Source organism: Actinomadura sp. 6K520 (assembly GCF_004349245.1).
Lineage (GTDB): Bacteria > Actinomycetota > Actinomycetes > Streptosporangiales > Streptosporangiaceae > Spirillospora.
The window spans coordinates 1-20,268 of sequence record NZ_SMLC01000133.1; the positions used below are offsets into that span (position 1 = coordinate 1).

At 72.3% G+C, this 20,268-nt stretch carries 21 protein-coding genes and 1 pseudogene; 15 read left to right on the forward strand and 7 right to left on the reverse strand.

Annotated features, from left to right (window positions below; genetic code table 11):
- Positions 1–64 precede the first annotated feature (64 nt).
- Both E1289_RS27455 and E1289_RS40350 read left to right on the forward strand, forming a co-directional pair.
- Positions 65–643, forward strand: coding sequence for a TIGR03086 family metal-binding protein (locus tag E1289_RS27455; protein WP_131985178.1), 579 nt, complete (start codon positions 65–67; stop codon positions 641–643).
- A gap of 101 nt (positions 644–744) precedes the next feature.
- Positions 745–849 (forward strand): annotated as a pseudogene (locus E1289_RS40350) (ribosomal protein L7/L12); the annotation flags it as partial.
- Positions 850–1,163: 314 nt separating this feature from the next.
- Here the strand turns inward: E1289_RS40350 and E1289_RS27465 are convergent.
- Positions 1,164–1,958 (reverse strand): FCD domain-containing protein, encoded by a 795-nt coding sequence (locus E1289_RS27465; protein WP_131985182.1) that lies wholly within the window; start codon positions 1,956–1,958, stop codon positions 1,164–1,166.
- A 123-nt stretch (positions 1,959–2,081) separates the two neighbouring features.
- Between E1289_RS27465 and E1289_RS27470 the strand changes: the two genes are divergently transcribed.
- Positions 2,082–4,238, forward strand: a complete 2,157-nt coding sequence (locus E1289_RS27470; RefSeq protein WP_131985184.1) for an acyl-CoA dehydrogenase — start codon at positions 2,082–2,084, stop codon at positions 4,236–4,238.
- 42 nt (positions 4,239–4,280) lie between these two features.
- On the opposite strand, the gene E1289_RS27475 is transcribed toward E1289_RS27470, so the two are convergent.
- Positions 4,281–5,294 (reverse strand): aldo/keto reductase, encoded by a 1,014-nt coding sequence (locus E1289_RS27475; RefSeq protein WP_131985186.1) that lies wholly within the window; start codon positions 5,292–5,294, stop codon positions 4,281–4,283.
- Positions 5,295–5,382: 88 nt separating this feature from the next.
- Positions 5,383–8,085: a tetratricopeptide repeat protein gene (locus E1289_RS27480; RefSeq protein ID WP_165970633.1), complete on the reverse strand. Its 2,703-nt coding sequence runs from the start codon at positions 8,083–8,085 to the stop codon at positions 5,383–5,385.
- A gap of 498 nt (positions 8,086–8,583) precedes the next feature.
- Here E1289_RS27480 and E1289_RS27485 point away from each other — a divergent pair, with 498 nt between their 5' ends.
- From E1289_RS27485 to E1289_RS27505, 6 genes are read left to right on the forward strand one after another with little or no spacing between them, the layout of a single operon-like run.
- Positions 8,584–9,273 (forward strand): DUF6084 family protein, encoded by a 690-nt coding sequence (locus E1289_RS27485; RefSeq protein ID WP_131985190.1) that lies wholly within the window; start codon positions 8,584–8,586, stop codon positions 9,271–9,273.
- On the forward strand, positions 9,261–10,193 hold the full coding sequence (locus E1289_RS27490) for a hypothetical protein (protein ID WP_131985192.1): 933 nt from the start codon (positions 9,261–9,263) through the stop codon (positions 10,191–10,193). The genes E1289_RS27485 and E1289_RS27490 overlap by 13 nt, the downstream gene beginning before the upstream one ends.
- On the forward strand, positions 10,190–10,675 hold the full coding sequence (locus E1289_RS27495) for a hydrogenase maturation protease (protein WP_131985194.1): 486 nt from the start codon (positions 10,190–10,192) through the stop codon (positions 10,673–10,675). Before E1289_RS27490 ends, E1289_RS27495 begins: the two co-directional genes overlap by 4 nt.
- 20 nt (positions 10,676–10,695) lie before the next feature.
- Entirely contained in the window at positions 10,696–10,827 is a 132-nt protein-coding gene (locus E1289_RS40215) for a hypothetical protein (protein ID WP_279487868.1), read from the forward strand.
- A 10-nt stretch (positions 10,828–10,837) separates the two neighbouring features.
- Entirely contained in the window at positions 10,838–11,434 is a 597-nt protein-coding gene (locus E1289_RS27500) for an SIS domain-containing protein (protein ID WP_131985196.1), read from the forward strand.
- Entirely contained in the window at positions 11,431–11,652 is a 222-nt protein-coding gene (locus tag E1289_RS27505; RefSeq protein WP_131985198.1) for a HypC/HybG/HupF family hydrogenase formation chaperone, read from the forward strand. The genes E1289_RS27500 and E1289_RS27505 overlap by 4 nt, the downstream gene beginning before the upstream one ends.
- Before the next feature lie 14 nt (positions 11,653–11,666).
- Here E1289_RS27505 and E1289_RS27510 read toward each other — a convergent pair whose 3' ends face one another.
- Positions 11,667–12,872 (reverse strand): RNA-guided endonuclease TnpB family protein, encoded by a 1,206-nt coding sequence (locus E1289_RS27510; protein WP_131985200.1) that lies wholly within the window; start codon positions 12,870–12,872, stop codon positions 11,667–11,669.
- Positions 12,873–12,988: 116 nt separating this feature from the next.
- Here E1289_RS27510 and E1289_RS27515 point away from each other — a divergent pair, with 116 nt between their 5' ends.
- The 5 genes from E1289_RS27515 to E1289_RS27535 all read left to right on the forward strand — a co-directional run bounded on the left by E1289_RS27515 (position 12,989) and on the right by E1289_RS27535 (position 16,879).
- Positions 12,989–13,672 (forward strand): SIS domain-containing protein, encoded by a 684-nt coding sequence (locus tag E1289_RS27515; protein ID WP_131985202.1) that lies wholly within the window; start codon positions 12,989–12,991, stop codon positions 13,670–13,672.
- On the forward strand, positions 13,672–13,941 hold the full coding sequence (locus tag E1289_RS27520) for a HypC/HybG/HupF family hydrogenase formation chaperone (protein WP_131985204.1): 270 nt from the start codon (positions 13,672–13,674) through the stop codon (positions 13,939–13,941). Before E1289_RS27515 ends, E1289_RS27520 begins: the two co-directional genes overlap by 1 nt.
- Positions 13,941–15,065, forward strand: coding sequence for a hydrogenase formation protein HypD (gene hypD / locus E1289_RS27525; RefSeq protein WP_131985206.1), 1,125 nt, complete (start codon positions 13,941–13,943; stop codon positions 15,063–15,065). Before E1289_RS27520 ends, hypD begins: the two co-directional genes overlap by 1 nt.
- Complete coding sequence (hypE, locus tag E1289_RS27530; RefSeq protein ID WP_279487876.1) at positions 15,062–16,198, forward strand: hydrogenase expression/formation protein HypE; 1,137 nt, start codon at positions 15,062–15,064, stop codon at positions 16,196–16,198. The genes hypD and hypE overlap by 4 nt, the downstream gene beginning before the upstream one ends.
- Before the next feature lie 159 nt (positions 16,199–16,357).
- Positions 16,358–16,879 (forward strand): hypothetical protein, encoded by a 522-nt coding sequence (locus E1289_RS27535; protein WP_131985208.1) that lies wholly within the window; start codon positions 16,358–16,360, stop codon positions 16,877–16,879.
- Positions 16,880–16,945: 66 nt separating this feature from the next.
- Here E1289_RS27535 and E1289_RS27540 read toward each other — a convergent pair whose 3' ends face one another.
- Together E1289_RS27540 and E1289_RS27545 are read right to left on the reverse strand one after the other, a co-directional pair.
- Positions 16,946–17,728, reverse strand: a complete 783-nt coding sequence (locus E1289_RS27540; protein ID WP_243713189.1) for an alpha/beta hydrolase — start codon at positions 17,726–17,728, stop codon at positions 16,946–16,948.
- Between the two features lie 288 nt (positions 17,729–18,016).
- The gene (locus tag E1289_RS27545) at positions 18,017–18,925 is read right to left on the reverse strand and encodes an NADP-dependent oxidoreductase (protein WP_131985210.1); all 909 of its coding nucleotides are present in this window, start codon (positions 18,923–18,925) and stop codon (positions 18,017–18,019) included.
- 115 nt (positions 18,926–19,040) lie between these two features.
- Between E1289_RS27545 and E1289_RS27550 the strand changes: the two genes are divergently transcribed.
- A complete protein-coding gene (locus E1289_RS27550) occupies positions 19,041–19,484 on the forward strand; it encodes a helix-turn-helix domain-containing protein (protein ID WP_131985212.1) in 444 nt (147 codons plus the stop codon).
- Positions 19,485–19,487: 3 nt separating this feature from the next.
- On the opposite strand, the gene E1289_RS27555 is transcribed toward E1289_RS27550, so the two are convergent.
- Positions 19,488–20,268 (reverse strand): WYL domain-containing protein (locus E1289_RS27555; protein ID WP_131985215.1); only part of this gene is annotated, 781 nt, incomplete at its 5' end.

Consider the following 20,268-nt stretch of genomic DNA (forward strand, 5'->3'; position numbering starts at 1 on the left):
CGATGACTTTCCGGTGCGGGGGCGGTCCACAGGGGGAGACGCACACCACACGATTGGATCGCCGATGCGCGAGCGGACCCACGAGCCGTGTCCGGCCCTGCGGGGCCGGTGGTTGCTGGAGCGGGCGATCGGCTTCGCGCTGACGGCGGTCCAGGCGGTGACGCCGGAGATGCTGCCGCGCCGGACGCCGTGCGCATCCTGGGACCTCGAGATGCTGCTGCTGCACCTCCGGGACTCCCTGTCCGCGCTGCACGAGGGCGTTTCCCTGGGGCAGGTCGCGCTGACGTCGGCCCCGCCCGCCCGGGACGAGCATCCGGTGTCGGCCGTGCGGGTGAGCGCGATCCGGCTGCTGCGCGCGTCCGGGGCGCTGGGGCGGGTGGAGATCGGTGACCGCCGGATGGAGGGGGAGCTGATGGCCGCCGCGGGGGCGGTCGAGGTGGCGGTGCACGGCTGGGACATCGCGCAGGCGTCGGGGGAGCGGCGGCCCGTCCCGCCCGGTCTGGCGGAGGAGCTCCTCAAGGTCTGTCCGATCGTGGTGCCCGAGCCGCGCGGTCCGCTGTTCGCCGACCCTGTCGACGCGGGGCCGGACGCCGGCGCGGGGGAGCGGCTGGTCGCCCGGCTCGGGCGCCGCCCGCTGCGCTGAGGATGCGGCCGCCCGCGGATACCGGGAGAATCGGGTGCCGGCCGCACCGAGGGAGAGAACCAGTGAAATCCTCCGTCCCGTACCTGCTTCCCGAGGGTCGCGAAGAGGTCCTCGAACTGATCGGCAAGGGCCGGTACATCCCCGCCATCAAGCTCGTCCGGGAGATCACGGGCCTCGGGCTGAAGGAGGCCAAGGACTACGTGGACGGCCTGAAGGGCGAGGCGTACGCCCGGGTCGTCCCGCCCGGCGCCCAGGGCAGGGCGCGTGCGCTGATCGCGGAAGGCAGGCCGAAGGCCGCGGTCAAGCTGATCCGCACGGAGCTCGGCCTGGACTCCAGGGCGGCGAAGGACTACGTCAAGTCCCTCCAGGGCGGGCGCCTGACCGTGGCGCCGGCGGGCATGCTGTCGGACCGGGTCCGGGCCTTCAAGCAGGCCGGCGACCACGAGTCGGCGATCGCGGCGGTGTGCGCGGAGACGGGCATGGGACGCGACGAGGCGTGGCGCTTCGTCGAGGCGATCCGCTAGAGGCGGCCCGGGGCGGGGAACAGCTCGACCGGGTGCTCAAGGAACGCCTTGGCGGTGTGCGACATGTGGAGCCGCCAGTGGGCCTCGGCGGCGTCGGCGTCGCGCGCCTCGACCAGCTCGCAGAACCTCCGGTACGACCGGACGGTCCGCCTGCGCCCGGTGATGCCCGTGACCTGCCCCGACCGGCGGTAGAACGCCGAGACGACCTCGCTCAGCAGCCGCGCGAACAGGGCCATCGAGGCGTTCCCGGCGTGCTCGAAAAGCTTCTCGTGCACCAGCGCCGCCGCCTCGCCGAACGCGGTGCCGTCCGCGATGTGCGCGGCGTCCGCGGCGGCGTCGACCGCGGCCCGGAAGTCGGCGAGCGCCTCGGGCGTGTGGGTTTCGGCGAACATCCTGGCCAGCCACGGCTCGATCGCCGCCCGGGACGCGTAGAGGTCGTTCATCGGGACGCCCTCGATCTGCAGCAGCAGCGCGAACATCCGGGCGATGTGCTCGACCGTCGGACGCGTCACGCGCGGCCCGCCGTTCCGGCCGCGCAGCACGGTGACCAGGCCCTCGGACTCCAGAATCCGCAGCGCCTCGCGCAGCGTGCTGCGGGCGATGCCGAAGACGTCCATCAGCTCGTCCTCGGTGGGGAAGCGGTCGCCCGGCCGCAGTTCACCGCGGGCGATCTGCGACCGTATGGACGCCGCCACCAGCTCCGAGGCGCGGGCGCCGCGTCCGGCGGGCCGCGGGATCCGGACGGGCTCGGGCGCCCGGTCGCCGTGCTGCGCGGCCGGTTCCCGTCGCATGGGACCGCTCCTTCACGTGGGGAGGTCGACCGGGCCAGAATAACAACGCAATCAATCTACTGATTTGCTGGAGCGCCGGGCGGCCGTCCGGGCGCCGGGAGCGGGACGACCCTTGGAGGGGCCATGGCGATCGCCATCACCGAGGAACACCGGGAGCTGGCGCGGACGGCGCGCGCGTTCCTGCGCGACCAGGACGCGCGGGCCGGGAACCGGGCGCTGCTGGAGGCGGACAAGGAGGAGCCGCCCGGCTTCTGGGCGGAGTTCGCGGGGCTCGGGTTGCTCGGCCTGCACCTCCCCGAGGAGCACGGCGGCGGCGGGGCGGGGCTCCAGGAACTGGTGGTGGTCGCCGAGGAACTCGGGCGGGCCGCCGCGCCCGGACCGGCCCTGCCCACGATGACGGCGTCCGCGGTGATCGCCGCCTCGGGCGACGACGGGCTGCGGGCGCGGCTGCTGCCCGGCCTGGCCTCCGGGGAGACCCTGGCGGCCCTCGGCGTGGACGGCTCGGTGACCCTGCGCGACGGCACGGCCTCCGGGGACGCCGGGGTCGTGCTCGGTGGCGGGCTCGCGGAACTGCTCGTCCTCGCCGCCGGCGAGGACATGATCGTCGTGCGGGCGGACGCGGCGGGCGTGGCCGTCGAGGTCCCCGGCAACCTCGACCCGTCCCGCCGGTCGGCGCGCGTCCGCCTGGACGGCACCCCGGCGGAGGCGGTGCTCGCGGGCGCCAGGAAGCACGCCACCGCCGTCGCCCGCACGCTGGCCTCCGCCGAGGCGGTCGGCGGGGCGCTCGAATGCGTGGAGACCGCGACCGAGTACGCGAAGGTGCGCCGGCAGTTCGGGCGGCCGATCGCGACGTTCCAGGCGGTCAAGCACCACTGCGCGAACATGCTCGTCGCCGCCGAGCTGGGCACGGCCGCCGTGTGGGACGCGGCACGGGCGGCGAGCGGCCCGGCCGACCAGTTCGAGCTGGCCGCGGCCGTCGCGGCGGCGCTCGCGATCCCCGCGTTCACCGGGAACGCGGGCCTCAACATCCAGGTGCACGGCGGGATCGGCTTCACCTGGGAGCACGACGCGCACCTGCTGCTGCGCCGGGCCGCGACGCTGGAGGCGGTGTTCGACCCGCACGCCGCGGAGCGGGACGTGACGCGGCTGCGGGCCGCCGGGGTCGCCCGGAAGGCGAACCTCGACCTGCCGCCCGAGGCGGAGGCGGAGCGCCCGCGGATCCGCGAGCTGGCCCGCGAGATCGCCGCGCTGCCCGCCGCGGAGCAGCGGGGCCGGCTGATCGAGACGGGGTACGTCCAGCCGCACTGGCCGCGCCCCTGGGGCGTGGAGGCGAGCGCCGGGCTGCAGCTCGTCATCGAGGACGAGTTCCGCTCCGCGGGCGTCAAGCGTCCCCAGTACGGCATCACCGGCTGGGTCATCCTCACCCTGATCCAGCACGGCACGCAGGACCAGATCGACCGCTGGGTGCGGCCCGCGCTCACCGGCGACGAGATCTGGTGCCAGCTGTTCAGCGAGCCGGAGGCCGGGTCGGACGCGGCGGCCGTCAAGACCCGGGCCGCCAAGGTGGACGGGGGCTGGCTCGTCAACGGGCAGAAGGTCTGGACGAGTGGCGCCCACTACTGCCGCTGGGGCTTCGCGACCGTCCGCACGGACCCGGACGCCGCCAAGCACGCCGGCGTCACCATGGTCGTCGTCGACATGAAGCACCCCGGCGTCGAGGTCAGGCCGCTGCGCCAGACCACCGGCGACTCCGACTTCAACGAGGTGTTCTTCTCCGACGTCTTCGTCCCCGACGCCGACGTCGTCGGGACCCCGAACCAGGGCTGGGCGGTGGCCCGCGCGACCCTCGGCAACGAGCGCGTCAGCATCGGCGGCGGCGTCGGCGGACCGCCCGGACCCGACCTGTTCCGGCTCTACGCCGACCGCGGCGACCGCGTCCCCGCGGCGGCCGAGCGCGTCGGCGCGCACTCGGCACGTGAGCAGGCGCTCCGCCTGCTCAACCTCCGGTCCGCCGAACGCGCCGTCGCCGGGGGCGAGCCCGGCCCGGAGGGCAACATCACCAAGCTGGTCCTCGCCGAGCACGCCCACGCCACGGCCGACCTCCTCGCCGAGTTCGCCGGCCCGGACGCCGCCTTCACCGACGGTCCGCTCGGCCAGGCCGCCGGCCGGATGCGGCTCGGCTCGCGCGGCCTGTCCATCGCGGGCGGCACGTCCGAGATCACCCGCAACCAGATCGGCGAGCGCATCCTCGGCCTCCCCCGCGACCCGCTGATCCGGTAGGGCCCCGGGCCCCGGCGCCACCCCGCGCCGGGGCCCGGGAGCTCACCGGCGGCGGTTCCCCGGCCGCAGCGCCGGGTTGCCGGACATGTGGTCGATGCCAGGCATGTCGGTACCCGGCGGGACGACCTCGTCGATGGCGTCGAGCACCCCGCCGTCCAGCCGGACGTCGGCCCCCGCCAGCAGGTCCTCCAGCTGCTCCATCGTCTTCGGCCCGATGATGGCCGAGGTGACGGCCGGGTGCTCGGTGACGAACCCGAGCGCCAGGTGGGTCAGCGAGAGCCCGGCGTCATCGGCGATCTTCGTGAGCCGCTCGACCGCGGCGAAGCGGTCGGGCGTGCTCGGGTCGTTGCCGAGCCGGTCGCCGCGGGCGAACCGGGAGCCGGCGGGCGCCTGCTCCCCGCGCCGGTACTTGCCCGTCAGCCACCCGCCGGCCAGCGGGCTCCACGGGATGACGCCCATGCCGTGCCGCAGCGCCGCGGGCAGCACGTCCGTCTCGATCGCACGCGCGAAGACCGAGTACTGCGGCTGCTCGCACACGAAGCGCTCGGTGTTCCGCCGGGCGGCGGCCCACTGCGCCTCGACGATCCAGTCGGCCGGGAACGACGACGACCCCAGGTAGAGCACCTTGCCCTGGCGGACGAGGTCGTCCAGGGCGCCGAGGGTCTCCTCAAGGTCGGTGTTCCAGTCGTGCCGGTGCATCTGGTAGAGGTCGATGCGGTCGGTCCCCAGCCTGCGGAGGCTGTCCTCCACGGCCCGGACGATCCACCGGCGCGACCCGCCCCGCATGTTGCGGTCCTCGCCCATCGGGTTGAAGAACTTGGTGGCGAGGACGATGTCGTCCCGCCGCCCCTTGATCGCGCGGCCCACGATCTCCTCGCTCCTGCCGCCCGAGTAGATGTCCGCGGTGTCGATGAAGTTGACGCCCGCTTCCAAGGCCCGGTGGACGATGCGCTCGCACTCGTCGTAGTCGGCGTTCCCGATGGTCCCGAACATCATGGCTCCGAGACACCGCGTGCTGACCTTGACACCGGTCCGCCCGAGCCTGCGGTACTCCATACTGATGAGCTCCCTTCCCGACTGTTCCCCCGAACGCTAGAAGCTGGAGCCCACTCAAGGTCAACCCCGGAGAATCCGCGAGGACCCGTCAACCCGTCCCGCGAAGCCGCTCAAGGGTACGGACGGTCTGCGCTATCTGCGGATGCCCCTCGGCGAGCACCCGCCGCCGGTCAGAGAGCACCTGCTGGAGCAGTGGCTCGGCCTCGTGGCGGCGGCCTTGGGCGGTGAGCGTCCGGGCCATCCAGTACCGGGTGGTCAGAGTGTGCGGATGGTTGACGCCCAATACCCTGACCCGCCGATCCAAGACTCGCCGGAGGAGGTCTTCCGCTTCCCGGTGACGTCCTTGGGCATGCACCATGCGGGCGATCCAGTGCGATGTCGTCAGGGTGTCGGGGTGGTCGACCCCCAATGACTCCTCTTCGAGCGACCGGACCTCCCGATAGGCCCGCTCCGCCTCGTCGAACCTGCCCTGCGCGGAGGCCATTCTCGCGATGGCATAACGGATGGTGAGGGCGTCGGGCTGGTCGGGGCCGAGCACGCGCTCCTCGACTGCGAGGACCTCCCGGTAAACCGTCTTCGATTCCTGGTGCTCCGAATGATCCCCGAAGGGGGCGATGCCATGTTCTTCGGAACTCCTCAGCAACGAGCGGTAGAGAGCCTCGGCTTCGCCGTAACGACCCTGCTCGCTCGCCATGCGGGCGATGCCGAACCGGGCCCTGAGGGTCTCGGGGTGATCCGGGCCCATGGCGCGCTGGCCGATGAGCATGATCTCCCGGTAGGTCTCCTCCGCTTCGCGGTACCTGCCCTGCGCAGCGGCCATGCGGGCAAGGCCGTAGCGGGCGTTGAGGGTGTCCGGATGGTCGGTCCCGAGAACCCGTTCCCGTTGCGTGAGGACTTCTTTGAAGCCGCTCTCCGCCTCTTCGTAGAGACCTTGACCAGCCGCCATGCGGGCAAGGCCGTACCGGGCGTTCAGGGTGTCGTTGTGCTCGGCGCCGAGACTCCGGTCCCGGACCGCCAGTACTTCGGCGTAGACGGCTTTCGCCTGCGGATACGCACCCGTCGCGGCCAGATGGCGCGCGCTCATGTAGGCGGCCTGCGCCGCGTCCTGCCGGGCCTGCGAATCGGATTCCGGCAAAGCCTTGATGGTGACGAGCACATGCAGGCAATGAGGAACCAGCATCTGCCATAAATGCCACTTGGCCGGATCCTCCGGCAGTCCCGTCTTCTTTCCGTGCGCCGCCCCCACGAGCAGCTTCGCCGCCGTGGCGAGATAGCGGGCGCCATGCTCAGCAGGGCGGCTGACGTCCCTGACCAGGGGATGCAGCCGGAGAGCGGGGATGTCGTCCGTTGTCCGGGCGGTCATCAGGTCGAGCAGTCCCGTGTCGTTGAGCGCGAGCAGCGATTCCCATGCCTCTGCCCCCGTCAAGGAGCTCGGGAAGAGTGAGGAGTCGGCGAGCGTCGCGGGCGCGAGGAGCATCTCGTGCGGCACCGGCGCGTCCGCGAAACAGGACAGCAGGCTGATCAGCGCGCGCACGGGGCCGATGCCTCTGCGCTCCAGCAGCTCCAAGGACAGGCCCCACGTCCGTCCGAGCATCTGCCGCGCCTCGCGGTCGGACACCGGGATCTGCTGGGACGGAAACTCCAGCCCCAGGAGTCCCTTCTCGACGGCGGCCTCGTACTCCCCGAAGGTCAGCGCACGGTCCGGATCGGTGAAGATGCTCGGCATCCGCTGGGACTGTGCCAGGTAGGAGCCGGCGAGCCGCAGCGCCAGCGGAAGGCCACCCAGCCGCCGCGAGAGGGCCTCGGCCTCCGCCTGGGTTCCGGCGCGGGGGCTCGCCTTGTCGAGCAGGACGCGGGCGCCCTCGGCGGGTGACAGCATTCCGACCGGGTGGAGTCGGCACCAGCGGCCCCAGTCCAGTGTCCGGCCGTGTCGGCTCGTGACGATCGCCTTGCCCCGGGGGTTTTCGATCGGCCGCAACCAGCCGGTGCCGTCCCGCAGCGGTGCCTCGCCTATCGTCAGGACGTCGAGGTCGTCGGTGTTGTCGAAGACGAGCAGCCACGGGGACTCACGGTCGGCGAGGCGTTGCCACAGTAGGTCAGCGATGTCGCGGTGCCCGACCTCCGCCCGGCTCAGGCCGAGTCGCCTTGCGAGGTTGAGCATGCCCATGGTGACTCTGTCCGCGTCCGTGGCGGGGATCCACCAGACCTCGCACTGCTCCTCCTGGGCGCGGCAGGCCGCCTCAAGTGCGACGCTCGACTTCCCGGCGCCGCCGAGCCCGTACAGGACGTGCACACCGGATCGTGCGGCCAGCAGTTCGGTGATCAGTTCGTCACGGCCACGCAGGGGGCGGTCTTCGTACCGGCGTCCGGTGGGCACGGCGATCGTGGAGACGACTTCGGCGAAGGCGGGTGGACCGGCGAACTTGTTGATCTGGATGCCCGTGTTCAGGACCGCTTGCTGAAGCCTCGGTCCGCCGGGGGTGCTCTGGTTCAGCCAGGTCCGCAGTTCGGCTTCGGCCTCCGGGTCCGATTCCAGAATGCCGATGAGGTGCGCGTGCCAGATCGTCGCCTGTTCCTGTATCGCCTGTTCGAGGTCCGATTCGGGGAGGGACGCCAGTTCGGCCCGGGCGGACTCCAGCCGCCTCTCCACGTCTGTCACCTCGTCGGGGGCTCCTCGGCCCAGCAGCCGTGCCAGCCGTCCTTTCGTGGTCTCCCAGCCGTCGCTGACCATCGCCTGGACGACGGCGGCGCCACCGGCTCCTGCCAGGGCGCCGGCGGCCTCTGACAACATCTCCTTCACCACCCGGGGGATATGGCCTCTTCTGGTCGTTCAAAATTCCCATGGGCAGCATTGATCAACCCTTCGCGGGTGTTGCCGGTTCCGGCCGCGACGGCAGTTGCCGGTGGGTCTGCCGTGGCAGGAGCGAGGCCGCCGCCGTCCGAGGTAGGGCGGGTACGGGGTTCGGCATGGTTGGGGAAAAGTCTTTCCAATCGTTGTGCGGCGGGGGGGTTCGCAAATCGGGCAATTGCCTCGGAATTGTGGGCTGCGTGTTCGGTGGAGTGGGGCGGGTCCCGCGCTTTCAACGCCGTTGCCGCGTGATTCCAGCGGGGTGAGCCTCCCTGGTCGGATGCGGGTTTTGCCAAGTTCGGGTCATTGTTCTCGTGGCTTTCCCGGGGGTGTTTCGGGGCGTCTTCGCCGGGCAGTGCGAATTGATGATGATCTCCACCGGGCGGGTGGAAGCGATGGTGAGCTTCGAGGGGATGAGAAGACCATGATCGAGGGTCCGTCATGAGCACGCTGCCGGAACTGGGCCTCGACCTGCTCGGCATCGAGGCGGAGACGTTCGCGGCGACGCCGACGCTGAACCTGCGGGTCGGCCTGCGGCGGCTGGACGGCGGGGCCGTCCAGTGCGTCCTGCTCACCACGACCGTCACGATCGCGGCGGCGCGCCGCTCCTACGACGACGCCGAGCGGGAGCGGCTCGCCGGCGTGTTCGGCGAGCCGGACGTGTGGGACAGGTCGCTGCACGGCCTGACGTGGGGGCGCATCGGCGCGACCGTGCCGACGTTCCGCGGTGCCGCGGAGGTGACGCTCGCGCTGGCGTGCGGGCACGACATGCAGGTCGCGGCCGACCGGTACCTGCACGCGCTCCGCGGCGGCGACGTGCCGCTCGACCTCACCTTCAACGGCACGGTGTTCTATCCGGGCGAGGACGGGCGGCTGCGCACCGGCCAGATCCCGTGGCACCACGAGGCCACCGGGCGCCTCCCCGTCCAGACGTGGCGGGACCTGATGGACCGCTACTACGGGTCCGCCCGCTGGCTCCGCCTGGACGACGACTGCTTCGGCCGCCTGGCCGCCTACCGGGCGCGGCGGGCGCACTCGTCCTTCGACGACACGGTCGACGAGCTCCTCCGCCGCGCGGAGATGCTGCGGGACGACCGGGATTTGCGCGAGGAGGAAGAGTGGACCGCGTAAGGGCGATCGCCGACGTGGTCCTCTACGAGGGCCATCGGCTCTGGCCCTCCCGGCGTTCCGCGCCGGGGAAGGGGCGGAGGTGGACGGTCGGCGGCGTCTACCCGCGTCCGTACGCGGATCTGGCCGGTGACCCCTGGACGGTCTGCGCCGAGTTCCTCATGGAGGGCTCGCCCGAAGCGGACGTCGAGGTCACGCTCCGGTTCCTGCACGCGGTGCACCGCCAGGCCATGGACGGCGGCGTCCCGGTGGACGAGGTCAGCGCCGGGGGCGCGACCCACGAGACCCGCCAGGAGGCGCGCGAGCGCGAGATCACCAGCGGCCGGGTCTCCGTGGCGCGGCTCCTGCGCTCGCCCGTGCGGGTCCCGGTCGCGGTCGCGGCCGGCACCGACGAGGAGGAGCTCGGCGGCGGGGCCCGGTTCACGCGCCTGTGGCACCGGGTGGACGGGACGGTCGAGATCTCCGCGGCCGAGGCCGGGGACGGCGTCGTCCGGCTGCGGATCGAGGTCGGCAACACCGGGCGCGGCGAAGACCGCGACGAGGCCGTCCACGCGGGCATGATGTGCGCCCACGTGGTCGCGCGGGCGCGCGGCGGGGCGTTCGTCTCGCCGGGCGATCCGCCCGAGCGGCTGGCCGGGGCCGCGGCGGAGTGCGCGAGCGACGGGCTGTGGCCGGTGCTCGCGGGCGCGCCGGGCTGCTACGACACGGTCCTCGCCGCCCCGGTCGTCCTCTACGACTGGCCGCAGGTCGCCCCGGAGGGCTCCCCGTTCGACGGCGGCGAGGCCGGGCGGCTGCTCGTCCTCGGCGTGCTCAGCCTCAGCGAGGAGGAGCGGCGGGAGATGGCGGCGGCCGACCCGCGGGTGGCGGAGTTCCTGGAGCGCTGCGCCGCCGGTGAGGCGCTCACGGGAAGGGACGCCCGGTGACGCGGTCCCGCCCCGTGCTCGTTGCCGGCATCGGGAACGTGTTCAACGGCGACGGCGGTTTCGGCGTGGAGGTCGCGCGGCGGCTCCGGACGCGGCCGCTGCCGCAGGGCGTGGACGTCACCGACTTCGGCATCCGGAGCACCGACCTCATGCACGCGCTCGGCGCGGGCTACCGGACGGTCGTCCTGGTCGAGGCGACGGCGCGCGGCCTCGTGCCCGGCACCGTCTCGCTCGTCGAGCCCGGCGGCGGCTTCGGCGGCGCCGCGCACCCGCTCGACCCGGTGCGGCTGGCCAGGGAGAACGGCAGGGTCCCGGCCCGGACCCTGCTCGTCGCGTGTGAGCCTTCGGAGCGGGCCGCGCACCCCCCGTGGGAGATGACGCTCAGCCGGCCGGTCGCCGCCGCCGTGGCCGAGGCCGTCCGGCTGGTCGAGATGCTCGTCGCCCGGGAGACCGGGCGGCTGCTCGCCGGGACACCCGGGTGAGCGACCGAAGGGGGAGAGGTATGCGGAAGGGAATGCGCATCGGCCCGGACGCGCTCCGGACGATCATCGCGCTGTTCGTGCTCGCGGTGCTCGCCGGGCTCGTCCGGGACACACCGGCCCTGCGCCGGTACCTGAAGTCCGGAACGATGTGAGCGGACACCGATGACCGAGACAGTCACGGAGGTGTTCCGGCGCCGCGCCGAGCCCGGCGCCGCGCTCGCCGGGGAGGCCGGGACCATCGCCGCCGCCTGCCACGCGATGGCGGCGCGGTTCCACCGCGGCGGCCGGCTGTTCACGTTCGGGACCGGCGGCGCCGCCACCGACGCCCAGCACGTGGCGGTCGAGTTCGTCCACCCGGTGATCGTGGGGAAGCGGGCGCTGCCCGCGCTGTCGCTCACCGGGGACGTCGCGACCCTCACCGGCGTCGGCGCGGGCGCCGGCTTCGACGAGATCTTCGCGCACCAGCTCCGCTGCTTCGGCGGCCCGGACGACATGGCGCTCGGCATCTCGCCGGACGGCCGGTGCGGGAGCGTCCGGCGCGGGCTGGCGACCGCCCGCGACCTCGGGATGCTCACGGTCGCGCTGGCGGGCGGCGCCGGCGGCGCGCTCGCCGGGGCGGCCGACCACCTGGTCACGGTGCCGTCCGCCGACCCGCGCGTCGTGAAGGAAGTGCACGTCACGGCCTACCACGTGCTCTGGGAACTGGTCCACGTGTTCCTGGAGCAGCCGGACGTGCTGAGCGGGGAGGACGGCACGTGACGGCGTCCGAGGCGGGCGGGAACTGCGCCGGCGACCACTGCGTGACCTGCTCGGACGAGGCCGTCCCCGTGCGGATCCTGCGCGTCGGGGACGACGGCCTCGCGGAGGTCGACACCGGGGACGGGCGGGTCGAGCAGGTCAGCGTGGCGCTGGTGGACGCCGTGGCCGGCGACACCGTCCTCGTCCACGCCAAAGAGGCCATCGGAGTCGTGAGTTGACTTCCTCCGCCCGCCTAAAGACGGGGGATTCCTTCCCTTGCGGGGTGGGTTTCCTGCTTCGTCGCCGTCTGCCCGCTCGGCTTGCGCCGTTTGGGTCTTACGTCGGCTCCACAGGCGGACACCGCCAGCCCGGCGGCCAGAACGTTGCGCGCTGCGTTGACGTCGCGGTCATGGACCGCGCCGCAACCGCAACGCCATTCCCTCACCTTGAGGGGCATCGCCTCAGCGATGGTCCCGCAGCGCCCGCACAACTTGGAAGAGGGGAACCAGCGGTCGATCACGATGAGTTCGCGGCCGTACCAGTCGGCCTTGTACTCCAGCATCGTCCGCAGATCCCGCCACGCCGCATCGGAGATCGCGCGGGCGAGGCAGTGGTTGCGGACCATGCCCGCGACGTTCAGGTCCTCGATCACGACCACTTGGTTCTCGTGGAGGAGCCGAGTCGACAACTTGTGCAGGAAGTCCCGCCTGCGGTCGGTGATGCGGGCGTGGATCCGCGCGACGCGCTGCCGGGCCTTGTCGCGATTCTTCGAGCCCTTGGCCTTGCGTGCCAGGTCCTTCTGCGCCTTGGCCAGGCGTTCCCGATCGGCCCGCTCGTGCCGGGGGTTGGTGACCTTCTCCCCGGTGGACAGGGTCACCAGCGAGGTGACTCCGGCGTCCACCCCCACGGCCGCCTTCACCGGGTCCAGGCGGGTGATGGTGTCCTCGCACAAGATCGAGCAGAACCAGCGCCCCGCACCGTCCCGGGAGACGGTGACCGTGGACGGCTCGGCGCCCTCCGGCAGGGGCCGGGACCACACGATCGCCAGCGGCCCGGACATCTTCGCCAGCGTCAGGCGTCCGTCCCGCCAAGTGAACGCGCTGCGGGTGTACTCCGCCGAGGCGCGGGACTTCTTCCGCGACTTGAACCGGGGATAGGCCGCGCGTTTGTCGAAGAAGTTGGTGAACGCGGTTTGCAGGTGCCGAAGCGCCTGCTGCAGCGGCACCGAGGACACCTGCGACAGGAACCCCAGTTCCTCGGTGCGCTTCCATGCCGTGAGCCACGCCGACGTTTCCACGTAGGACGTGCGGCGTCGCTCCTGATACCAGGCGCGGGTGCGTTGGGCCAGCGCCCGGTTGTACACCAGCCGGACGCAGCCGAACGTGCGAGACAGTTCCGCCGCCTGCTCGCCCGTGGGATAGAAGCGATACCGGAACGCCCGCTTCACCTGCCGCGCCATGCCTCACACCCTACCGTGATCGCGGCCAAGAATCGCACATCCGTTCGAAGTTGCGGCATGGTGCCGCGTTTCCTCCCCTGCCTGAAGACAGGGGCATCCACGCTCAAGGAGCACCGATGACCGGCATGCAGCAGCTCTACCCGTTTCTGTACGCGGGTGGTCCCGGGCTGGACGACCTCATGGCCGGCGTCCGCCGCTCGACCGCCGAGAAGGCGGCCGACATCGCCCGGCTGCGCGAGACCGTCCTGGAGGAGTACGGGGAGGCCCTCGCGATCTGCGCCGCCCGGATGGCGGACGCGTTCCGCTCCGGCGGGCGGCTCTTCACGTTCGGCAACGGCGGCAGCTCGACCGACGCGCAGGACGTCGCCGCGCTGTTCCTCAACCCGGGCGACGCCGGGCGGCCGCTGCCCGCGCTGGCCCTCACGACCGATGTCGCGGTGGTGACCGCGCTGTCCAACGACATCGGCTTCGAGGTGGTGTTCGCGCGGCAGCTCGCCGCGTTCGGGCGGCCGGGCGACATCGCGCTCGCGCTGTCCACCAGCGGGAACTCCGACAACCTGATCGCCGCGCTGCGGGAGGCGGGGCGGCGCGGCATGCTCACCGTCGGCCTCGCCGGATACACCGGCGGCCAGATGGCCGAGGAGCCCGCGTTCTCCGCCGCCGGACGGCACCACCTGTTCGTGGTGCCGTCGTCGTCCGTCCACCGCATCCAGGAGGCGCAGACGACGATCTACCACGCCCTGTGGGAACTGACGCAGCGGGAACTGACGCACGCGGAACCGGACCGGGAGGCCCGCTGATGTGCCTGGCGATACCTGGCGAGATCGTGGAGATCATGGCGGACCGCCCGCTGGCGACGGTCGACGTCACCGGCGTCCGGCGCTCCGTCAACATCGGCCTGCTCGACCGGGAGGCGCTCGCCGCCGGCGACTGGGTCCTCATCCATGTCGGCTTCGCCATGTCGAAGATCGACGAGGCGGAGGCGCAGGCCACGCTGCGGATGCTCGAAGGGCTCGGTGAAGCCTACGACGACGAGATCGACGCACTGCGGGAATCGAGGATCGACTGATGCGCTTCGTCGACGAGTACCGGGACGCGGACAAGGCGCGGACCCTCGCGGCCTCCATCGCGTCCCTGTGCGAGCCAGGCCGCCAGTACAAGTTCATGGAGGTGTGCGGGGGGCACACCCACACCATCTACAAGCACGGGCTGGAGGACTACCTGCCCGAGAACATCTCGCTCGTGCACGGCCCAGGGTGCCCCGTGTGCGTGATCCCGATGGGACGGGTGGACGACGCCATCCACATCGCGTCCCAGCCGGACGTCATCATGACGTCCTTCGGGGACATGATGCGGGTGCCGGGCGGGGACGGCTCCTTCTTCGACGCCAAGGCCGCCGGGGCCGACATCCGGATGGTGTACTCGCCGCTGGACGCGCTGAAGATCGCCCAGCGGAACCCTGACCGGCGCGTCGTCTTCATGGGGATCGGGTTCGAGACGACCGCGCCGTCCACCGCGATGACGGTGCTGCGCGCGGCGGCCCAGGGCATCGGCAACTTCTCGGTCTTCAACAACCACGTGACGATCCTCCCGGCGATCAAGGCGATCCTCGACTCGCCGGACCTGCGGCTCGACGGCTTCATCGGCCCCGGCCACGTGTCGACGGTCATCGGCTGCCGCCCGTACTCGTTCATCACCGGCGACTACGGGAAACCGCTGGTCGTCGCGGGCTTCGAACCGCTCGACCTGCTCCAGTCGGTGCACATGCTGCTGGCCCAGCTCGCGTCGGGACGCTCCGAGGTCGAGAACCAGTACGGCCGGGTCGTCCCGTGGGACGGCAACGCCAAGGCGCTTGAGGTCATCGGGCGGACGATGGAGCCGCGCCCCTACTTCGAGTGGCGCGGCCTCGGTTTCATCTCGCACTCCGCGCTCCGCTTCCGGGACGAGTACGCGGCCTACGACGCCGAGAGCATCTTCGACATCCCGGGCGGCCGGGTCGCCGATCCGAAGGCGTGCCAGTGCGGCGAGGTGCTGAAGGGCGTCCTCAAGCCGTGGGAGTGCAAGGTCTTCGGGACGGCCTGCACCCCGGAGACGCCCATCGGCACCTGCATGGTCTCCTCCGAGGGCGCCTGCGCCGCGTACTACAACTTCGGCCGCTTCACCCGCGAGCGCGTCAAGGAGGCGACCCGGTGACCGGACGAGACACGGTGCAGGGCGGCGGCACGGTGCAGGGCGGCGGCGCGGCGAAGGCGGGCGGCTCGGTGACGATCCGCGAGGAGCAGGTCCTCGAACGCATCGACCGCGCCCGCTCCCGCAAGGCCCGCCTCCGCGAGGACACCATCACGCTCGCGCACGGCTCCGGCGGCAAGGCCACCCACACCCTGATCGAGGCCGTCTTCCGCGAGGCGTTCGGCAACCCGCACCTGGACCGCCTGGACGACTCCGCCCACCTCAACGTGAACGGCACCCGGCTCGCCTTCACCACCGACTCCTACGTCGTGTCGCCGCTGTTCTTCCCCGGCGGCGACATCGGTGACCTGGCCGTCAACGGGACCGTCAACGACCTCGCGGTGGCCGGCGCGACGCCGCTGCACCTCTCGGCCGGGTTCATCCTCGAAGAGGGCTTCCCGGTCGCCGACCTGCGCCGCATCACCGAGTCGATGAGCCGGGCGGCCGAGGCCGCCGGCGTCGACATCGTCACGGGCGACACCAAGGTCGTCGAGCGCGGCAAGGCCGACGGCTGCTACATCAACACCGCCGGGGTGGGCCTCGCGCACGCCGCGCCGCACGACGTCCGGCCGGGGGACGCGGTCCTCGTCACCGGCCCGATCGGCGAGCACGGCGTCACGATCATGCTGGCGCGCGGCGAGCTCGACATCGAGGCCGACCTGACGTCCGACACCGCGCCGCTGAACTGCCTGCTCGCCGAGGTCCGCGACGCCTGCCCCGGCGCCGTGCGCCGCATGCGCGACGCCACCCGCGGCGGTGTCGCGACCGTTCTCAACGAACTGGCCGCCGACGCGGGCGCGGCCGTGGTGGTGGACGAGTCCGCCGTCCCCGTGCGGCCCGCCGTCCGCGGTGCCTGCGAGCTGCTCGGCATCGACCCGATGTACGTGGCCTGCGAGGGCCGCGCGGTGATCGTCGTCGGCCCCGAGGCCGCGGACGCCGCCCTGGCCGCCCTGCGCCGCCACCCTCTCGGCGCGGACGCCGCGGTCATCGGCCACGTCCGCGAGGACCCGCCCGGTCTCGTCCTGCTGAAGACCGTCTTCGGCGGGACCCGCATCGTCGACCTGCTGGTAGGCGACCCCCTGCCCCGCATCTGCTGACCGCGTCCTCGCGCGGGACGCGCCAAATGCGCGGGAACCCGTACCTGCTGCGCCCCGTCACACTTCTCATCTGATCACTTTCGTCCTTGTGCGGGTTCTGGCATGAGCCGTGCCGGTCGATCGTGCGCGGGACGTTCGGTAGCCACAGGGGGCGCCATCATGAGAACTGGCCGGCTCAATACCCGCCGGCGGAATCGGCGTGCCAGGATCACCGCGGTCGCGGCCGCCACCGCCGCGGTCGGACTGTTCGGCTCGGGGTGTGCGATACCGAACTTCCCCACCGAATCGCAGCCCACCCGTGAGGTTCCGCCGCCACCGGATCTGTCGACGCCGGAGCTCCGCCAAAGCACGCTGACCGGCAGCTGGCGCGGCACCTACACCTGCCCCCAGGGGCTCATGGAGCTGAACCTCACCCTCGTCCAAAGGTCGAGCGGCACGATCAGCGGCATCTTCCGTTTCTCTCCGGCGGCGGGCAATTCCGAGGGCCGGTCGGGATCGTTCACCATGCGCGGAAATGTCGCCGGCAGTTCACTCGTTCTGCACGGTGACTCCTGGCTCAGCAGGCCGGGCGCCTATGAGATGGTCTCGCTGAGCGCGCGTCTGTCGTCCGCCGACCCCGACCGGATCCACGGCGTCATCCGCAGTCCCGGATGCGGCACGTTCACCGTTCGGCGAAGCTGACCCCGCCGATGTGCGGCGGGATGCCTCCGCCACCGGGGTGGGGCGGCGGAGGCGGCCGGCGGTCCGTCAGCTCAGGTTCTGCTGTCTCACGGACCATTCGGTGCCGCACAGGCCGCAGTCCGGGCCGACGAACATCTGCCCGGCCTGGGCGTCGCCCTTGAGTTGCCACTTGAGCCAGGCGGCGCCGACGCGGCCGAACTCGCCGCCGTTGGGCTGGCCGTAGGTGCCCATGTGGCCGACGTCGAGGTTGCCCATGAACGCGGGCAGGCCGGCCGGGAGCCGGTCCCAGTCGTCCATCGCGTTCTCGTAGGCGATGTCACCGGGGCCGCCGATGAAGTAGCCGATCGGGGCGTGCAGGCGGGCCAGTTGCCAATTGTCGGAGTCGCTGAGCATCCCGCTGTTCCAGATGCCGGTGGTGTCGACCCGGGGGTCGTCCGAGACCTCGTAGGCTTCCAGGCCGCCGCACGACTGCCCCATCACCGCGACCTTGTCGGTGTCGACCTTTCCCCGGTACTTGCTTCCGAAGCGGCCGTTCTCCGCGATGGCCCAGTCGATGGCCTCGGTCAGCATTTCCGGGTCCGTCCTTCCGAACCCGCCCGGCCTGCCGTTGGCGATGACGAGAAAGCCGTGCGAGGCCAGTTCCTTCAGGAAGTTCTCGAACATCGTGCCGTCGGCGGAGCAGGCGCCGTTGCCCCACGCGACGATCGGCAGCCTGATCCCGGACGGGAGGTTCTCGGGCCGGTAGACGGTGTGGCTCCGGAGGCGGAGCGTGGTCTCGTAGTCCGCCGGATAGGGGCCCGTGCCGCCGGGACGGGCCTGCGCGGGAGCCGCCAGGACACCGGTCAGCAGGAGCGGGGCGCACAGGACGATGAGCGCTCTTCGGACGAGCCTCTGCACTGTATTCCTCCTTGCGACGAGGGGCATCGCCCGGAATGTCGCAAGGGGAACCGGCGGTATCAAGGGCCGCGCCGGAAAACTGGCGATTGTACCGATGACGCCGCCCGCCTGGATTGTGCGACGGCACAACGCAGCCCGCAATGTGCCCCCGGAAACCCTATGAGAAAGGCACGCCCGAACTTCCGGGCGTGCCTTTCTTGATGGCCATTCACCGCCATTGGCCGGCGAGGCGCGTCCGGGTCAGGGCTGGAGGACGTACTTCCCGCGCACGCCGCCCTGGGCGACCGTGCGGTGGACGTCGGCGACCTTGTCCAGCGGCACGACCGCGTGCACCCGCACCGGCAGGCGGCCGCTCGCGGCCGCTTCGAGAAGCCCGGCGAGCCGGGCACCGTCAGGCCGCACGTCCACCACGCGGACGGTGATGCCGCGTTCCTCCGCCGGCCCGGCGTTCGGCAGCACGCCGACGAAGACACCGCCGTCGCGGACCAGCACGATGCCCTCGTCCTGGAGCGTGGCGGCGTCCGCGACCGCGTCCCAGCCCGGCGTCGCCTCCGCGGTGAAGGCGGCGCCGAGGCCGCGCACGAACTTCTCGTCCGCGGCGCGGGCCAGCCCCGTCACGCGCCAGCCGCGCTCCCGGGCGAGGACGGCGGCGTTCGCCCCGACCGCCCCCGCGGCCCCGGTCACCAGCAGGCTCCGGCCCTCCCCGTCCCCCAGCAGGTCGACGAGCCGGGCCGCGGCCAGCGCGTTGAGCGGGACCGCCGCCGCCGTGGTCAGGTCGAGCCCTTCGGGGACGGCGGCGAGGTCGCTCACCGGGACGACCAACTGCTCGGCGTAGGTCCCGAAGTCGCGGTCGAAGCCGGGGACGAGCCCCGCGACGCGGCTGCCCACCGGGAACCCGGCGTCCGGACCGGCGGCGACGACGGTCCCGGCGAAGTCCCAGCCGAGCCCGACGTGGCCGGTCCGCCGGATCAGCCCGATCTCGTGGAAGAACCCGGAGACGACCGCCAGGTCGACGGGGTTGACCGCGGCGCCCGCGATCTCCACGCGCACCTCGCGGGGTCCCGGCTCGGTGCCGGGCACGTCGATGATCTCGATCGAGTCGGGACCGCCCGGGGTGCGGATGACGGCCGTACGGAAAGTGGTCGACATTCAAGCCTCCCATGGAGATGTCTGTTCTGGTCCTCCACAATGGAGGGGTAGCTCTCCAACGGGAAGAACGCACCTGGAAGTGCGTAGGTCACCGCGCGGTAGGAAGGAGCGGTCGATGCCGACGAGGACGGCGGCCCAGAAGCGGGCCGAGGCGAAGATGGAGTACGACGCGTTCCTGGCGGAATGTCCCAGTCGCCAGCTCCTCGACCGGATCTCCGACAAGTGGGTCGCGCTGGTCCTGGCCGCGCTCGGCGGCGACGACCCGTACCCCGGGGACGACCGCGTCGGCGAGCCGCGGCCGATGCGCTACTCCGAGCTGTCGCGGCGGCTGGCCGGGGTCAGCCAGAAGATGCTCACCCAGACGCTCCGCTCCCTGGAGCGCGACGGCCTGGTCACCCGCTCGGTGACCCCGACCGTGCCCGTCACGGTCACCTACGAGCTGACCGGCCTCGGGCTGTCGCTCCACGCGGCGATACGCGGCATCAAGATCTGGGCGGAGACGCACATGGGCGAGGTGCTCGCGAACCGCGAGAGGTACGACGCCCCCGCGCAGAACTGACGGTCAGCCGGCCATCGCCGCGAGGCGGCGGGCGAGGCGGGCGGCGGCGTCCCGCAGTTCCGGCGGCTCCAGCACCTCGGCCTCGAAGCCGAGCCGGGCGATGTGCACGGCGAGCCAGTCCAGGTCGTCGCCGCCGACGATGAGCACGCACCACCCGTCGCGGTCGTCCTCGACCCGTCCCACCTGGGGCGGGACCAGTTCCCGCACACGCTCGGACGGGGCGTGCAGCCGCACCCGCGCGAGATGCCGGTACGGCGCCGCGGTCACCGACCGCTGCACGTAGGCGACCGGGTCCGGATGCTCCCGCGGCCGGAAATGCCAGGTCGTCGCCGTCACGTCCCGCATCCGGTCCAGCCGGAAGGTGCGCCAGCCGCCGCGGTCGCCGTCCCAGGCCATCAGGTACCAGCGGCGGGCGGTGGCGACCATCCGCACCGGCTCGACCGTCCGCTCGTGCTCCCCGCCGTCGCGGGCCGCGTACCGGAACCGCACCCGCACGGTGTCGCGGCAGGCCCGCGCGAGCGTCACCAGCACCTCCGCGTCGATCTCGATCCCGGGACCGACGAGGGTCTCGGTGGCGCCGTGCACGGCCCGCACCTCGGCGCGCAGCCGGGGCGGCATCACCTGGTCGAGCTTGCTGAGCGCCCGCAGCGCCGCCTCGCCGGCCCCGGCGACCGTGCCCCCGGACGCCATCCGCAGCGACACCGCCGTCGCGATCGCCTCGTCGTCGTCCAGCAGCAGCGGCGGCAGCCGCGTGCCCGCGCCGAGCCGGTACCCGCCGCCCACC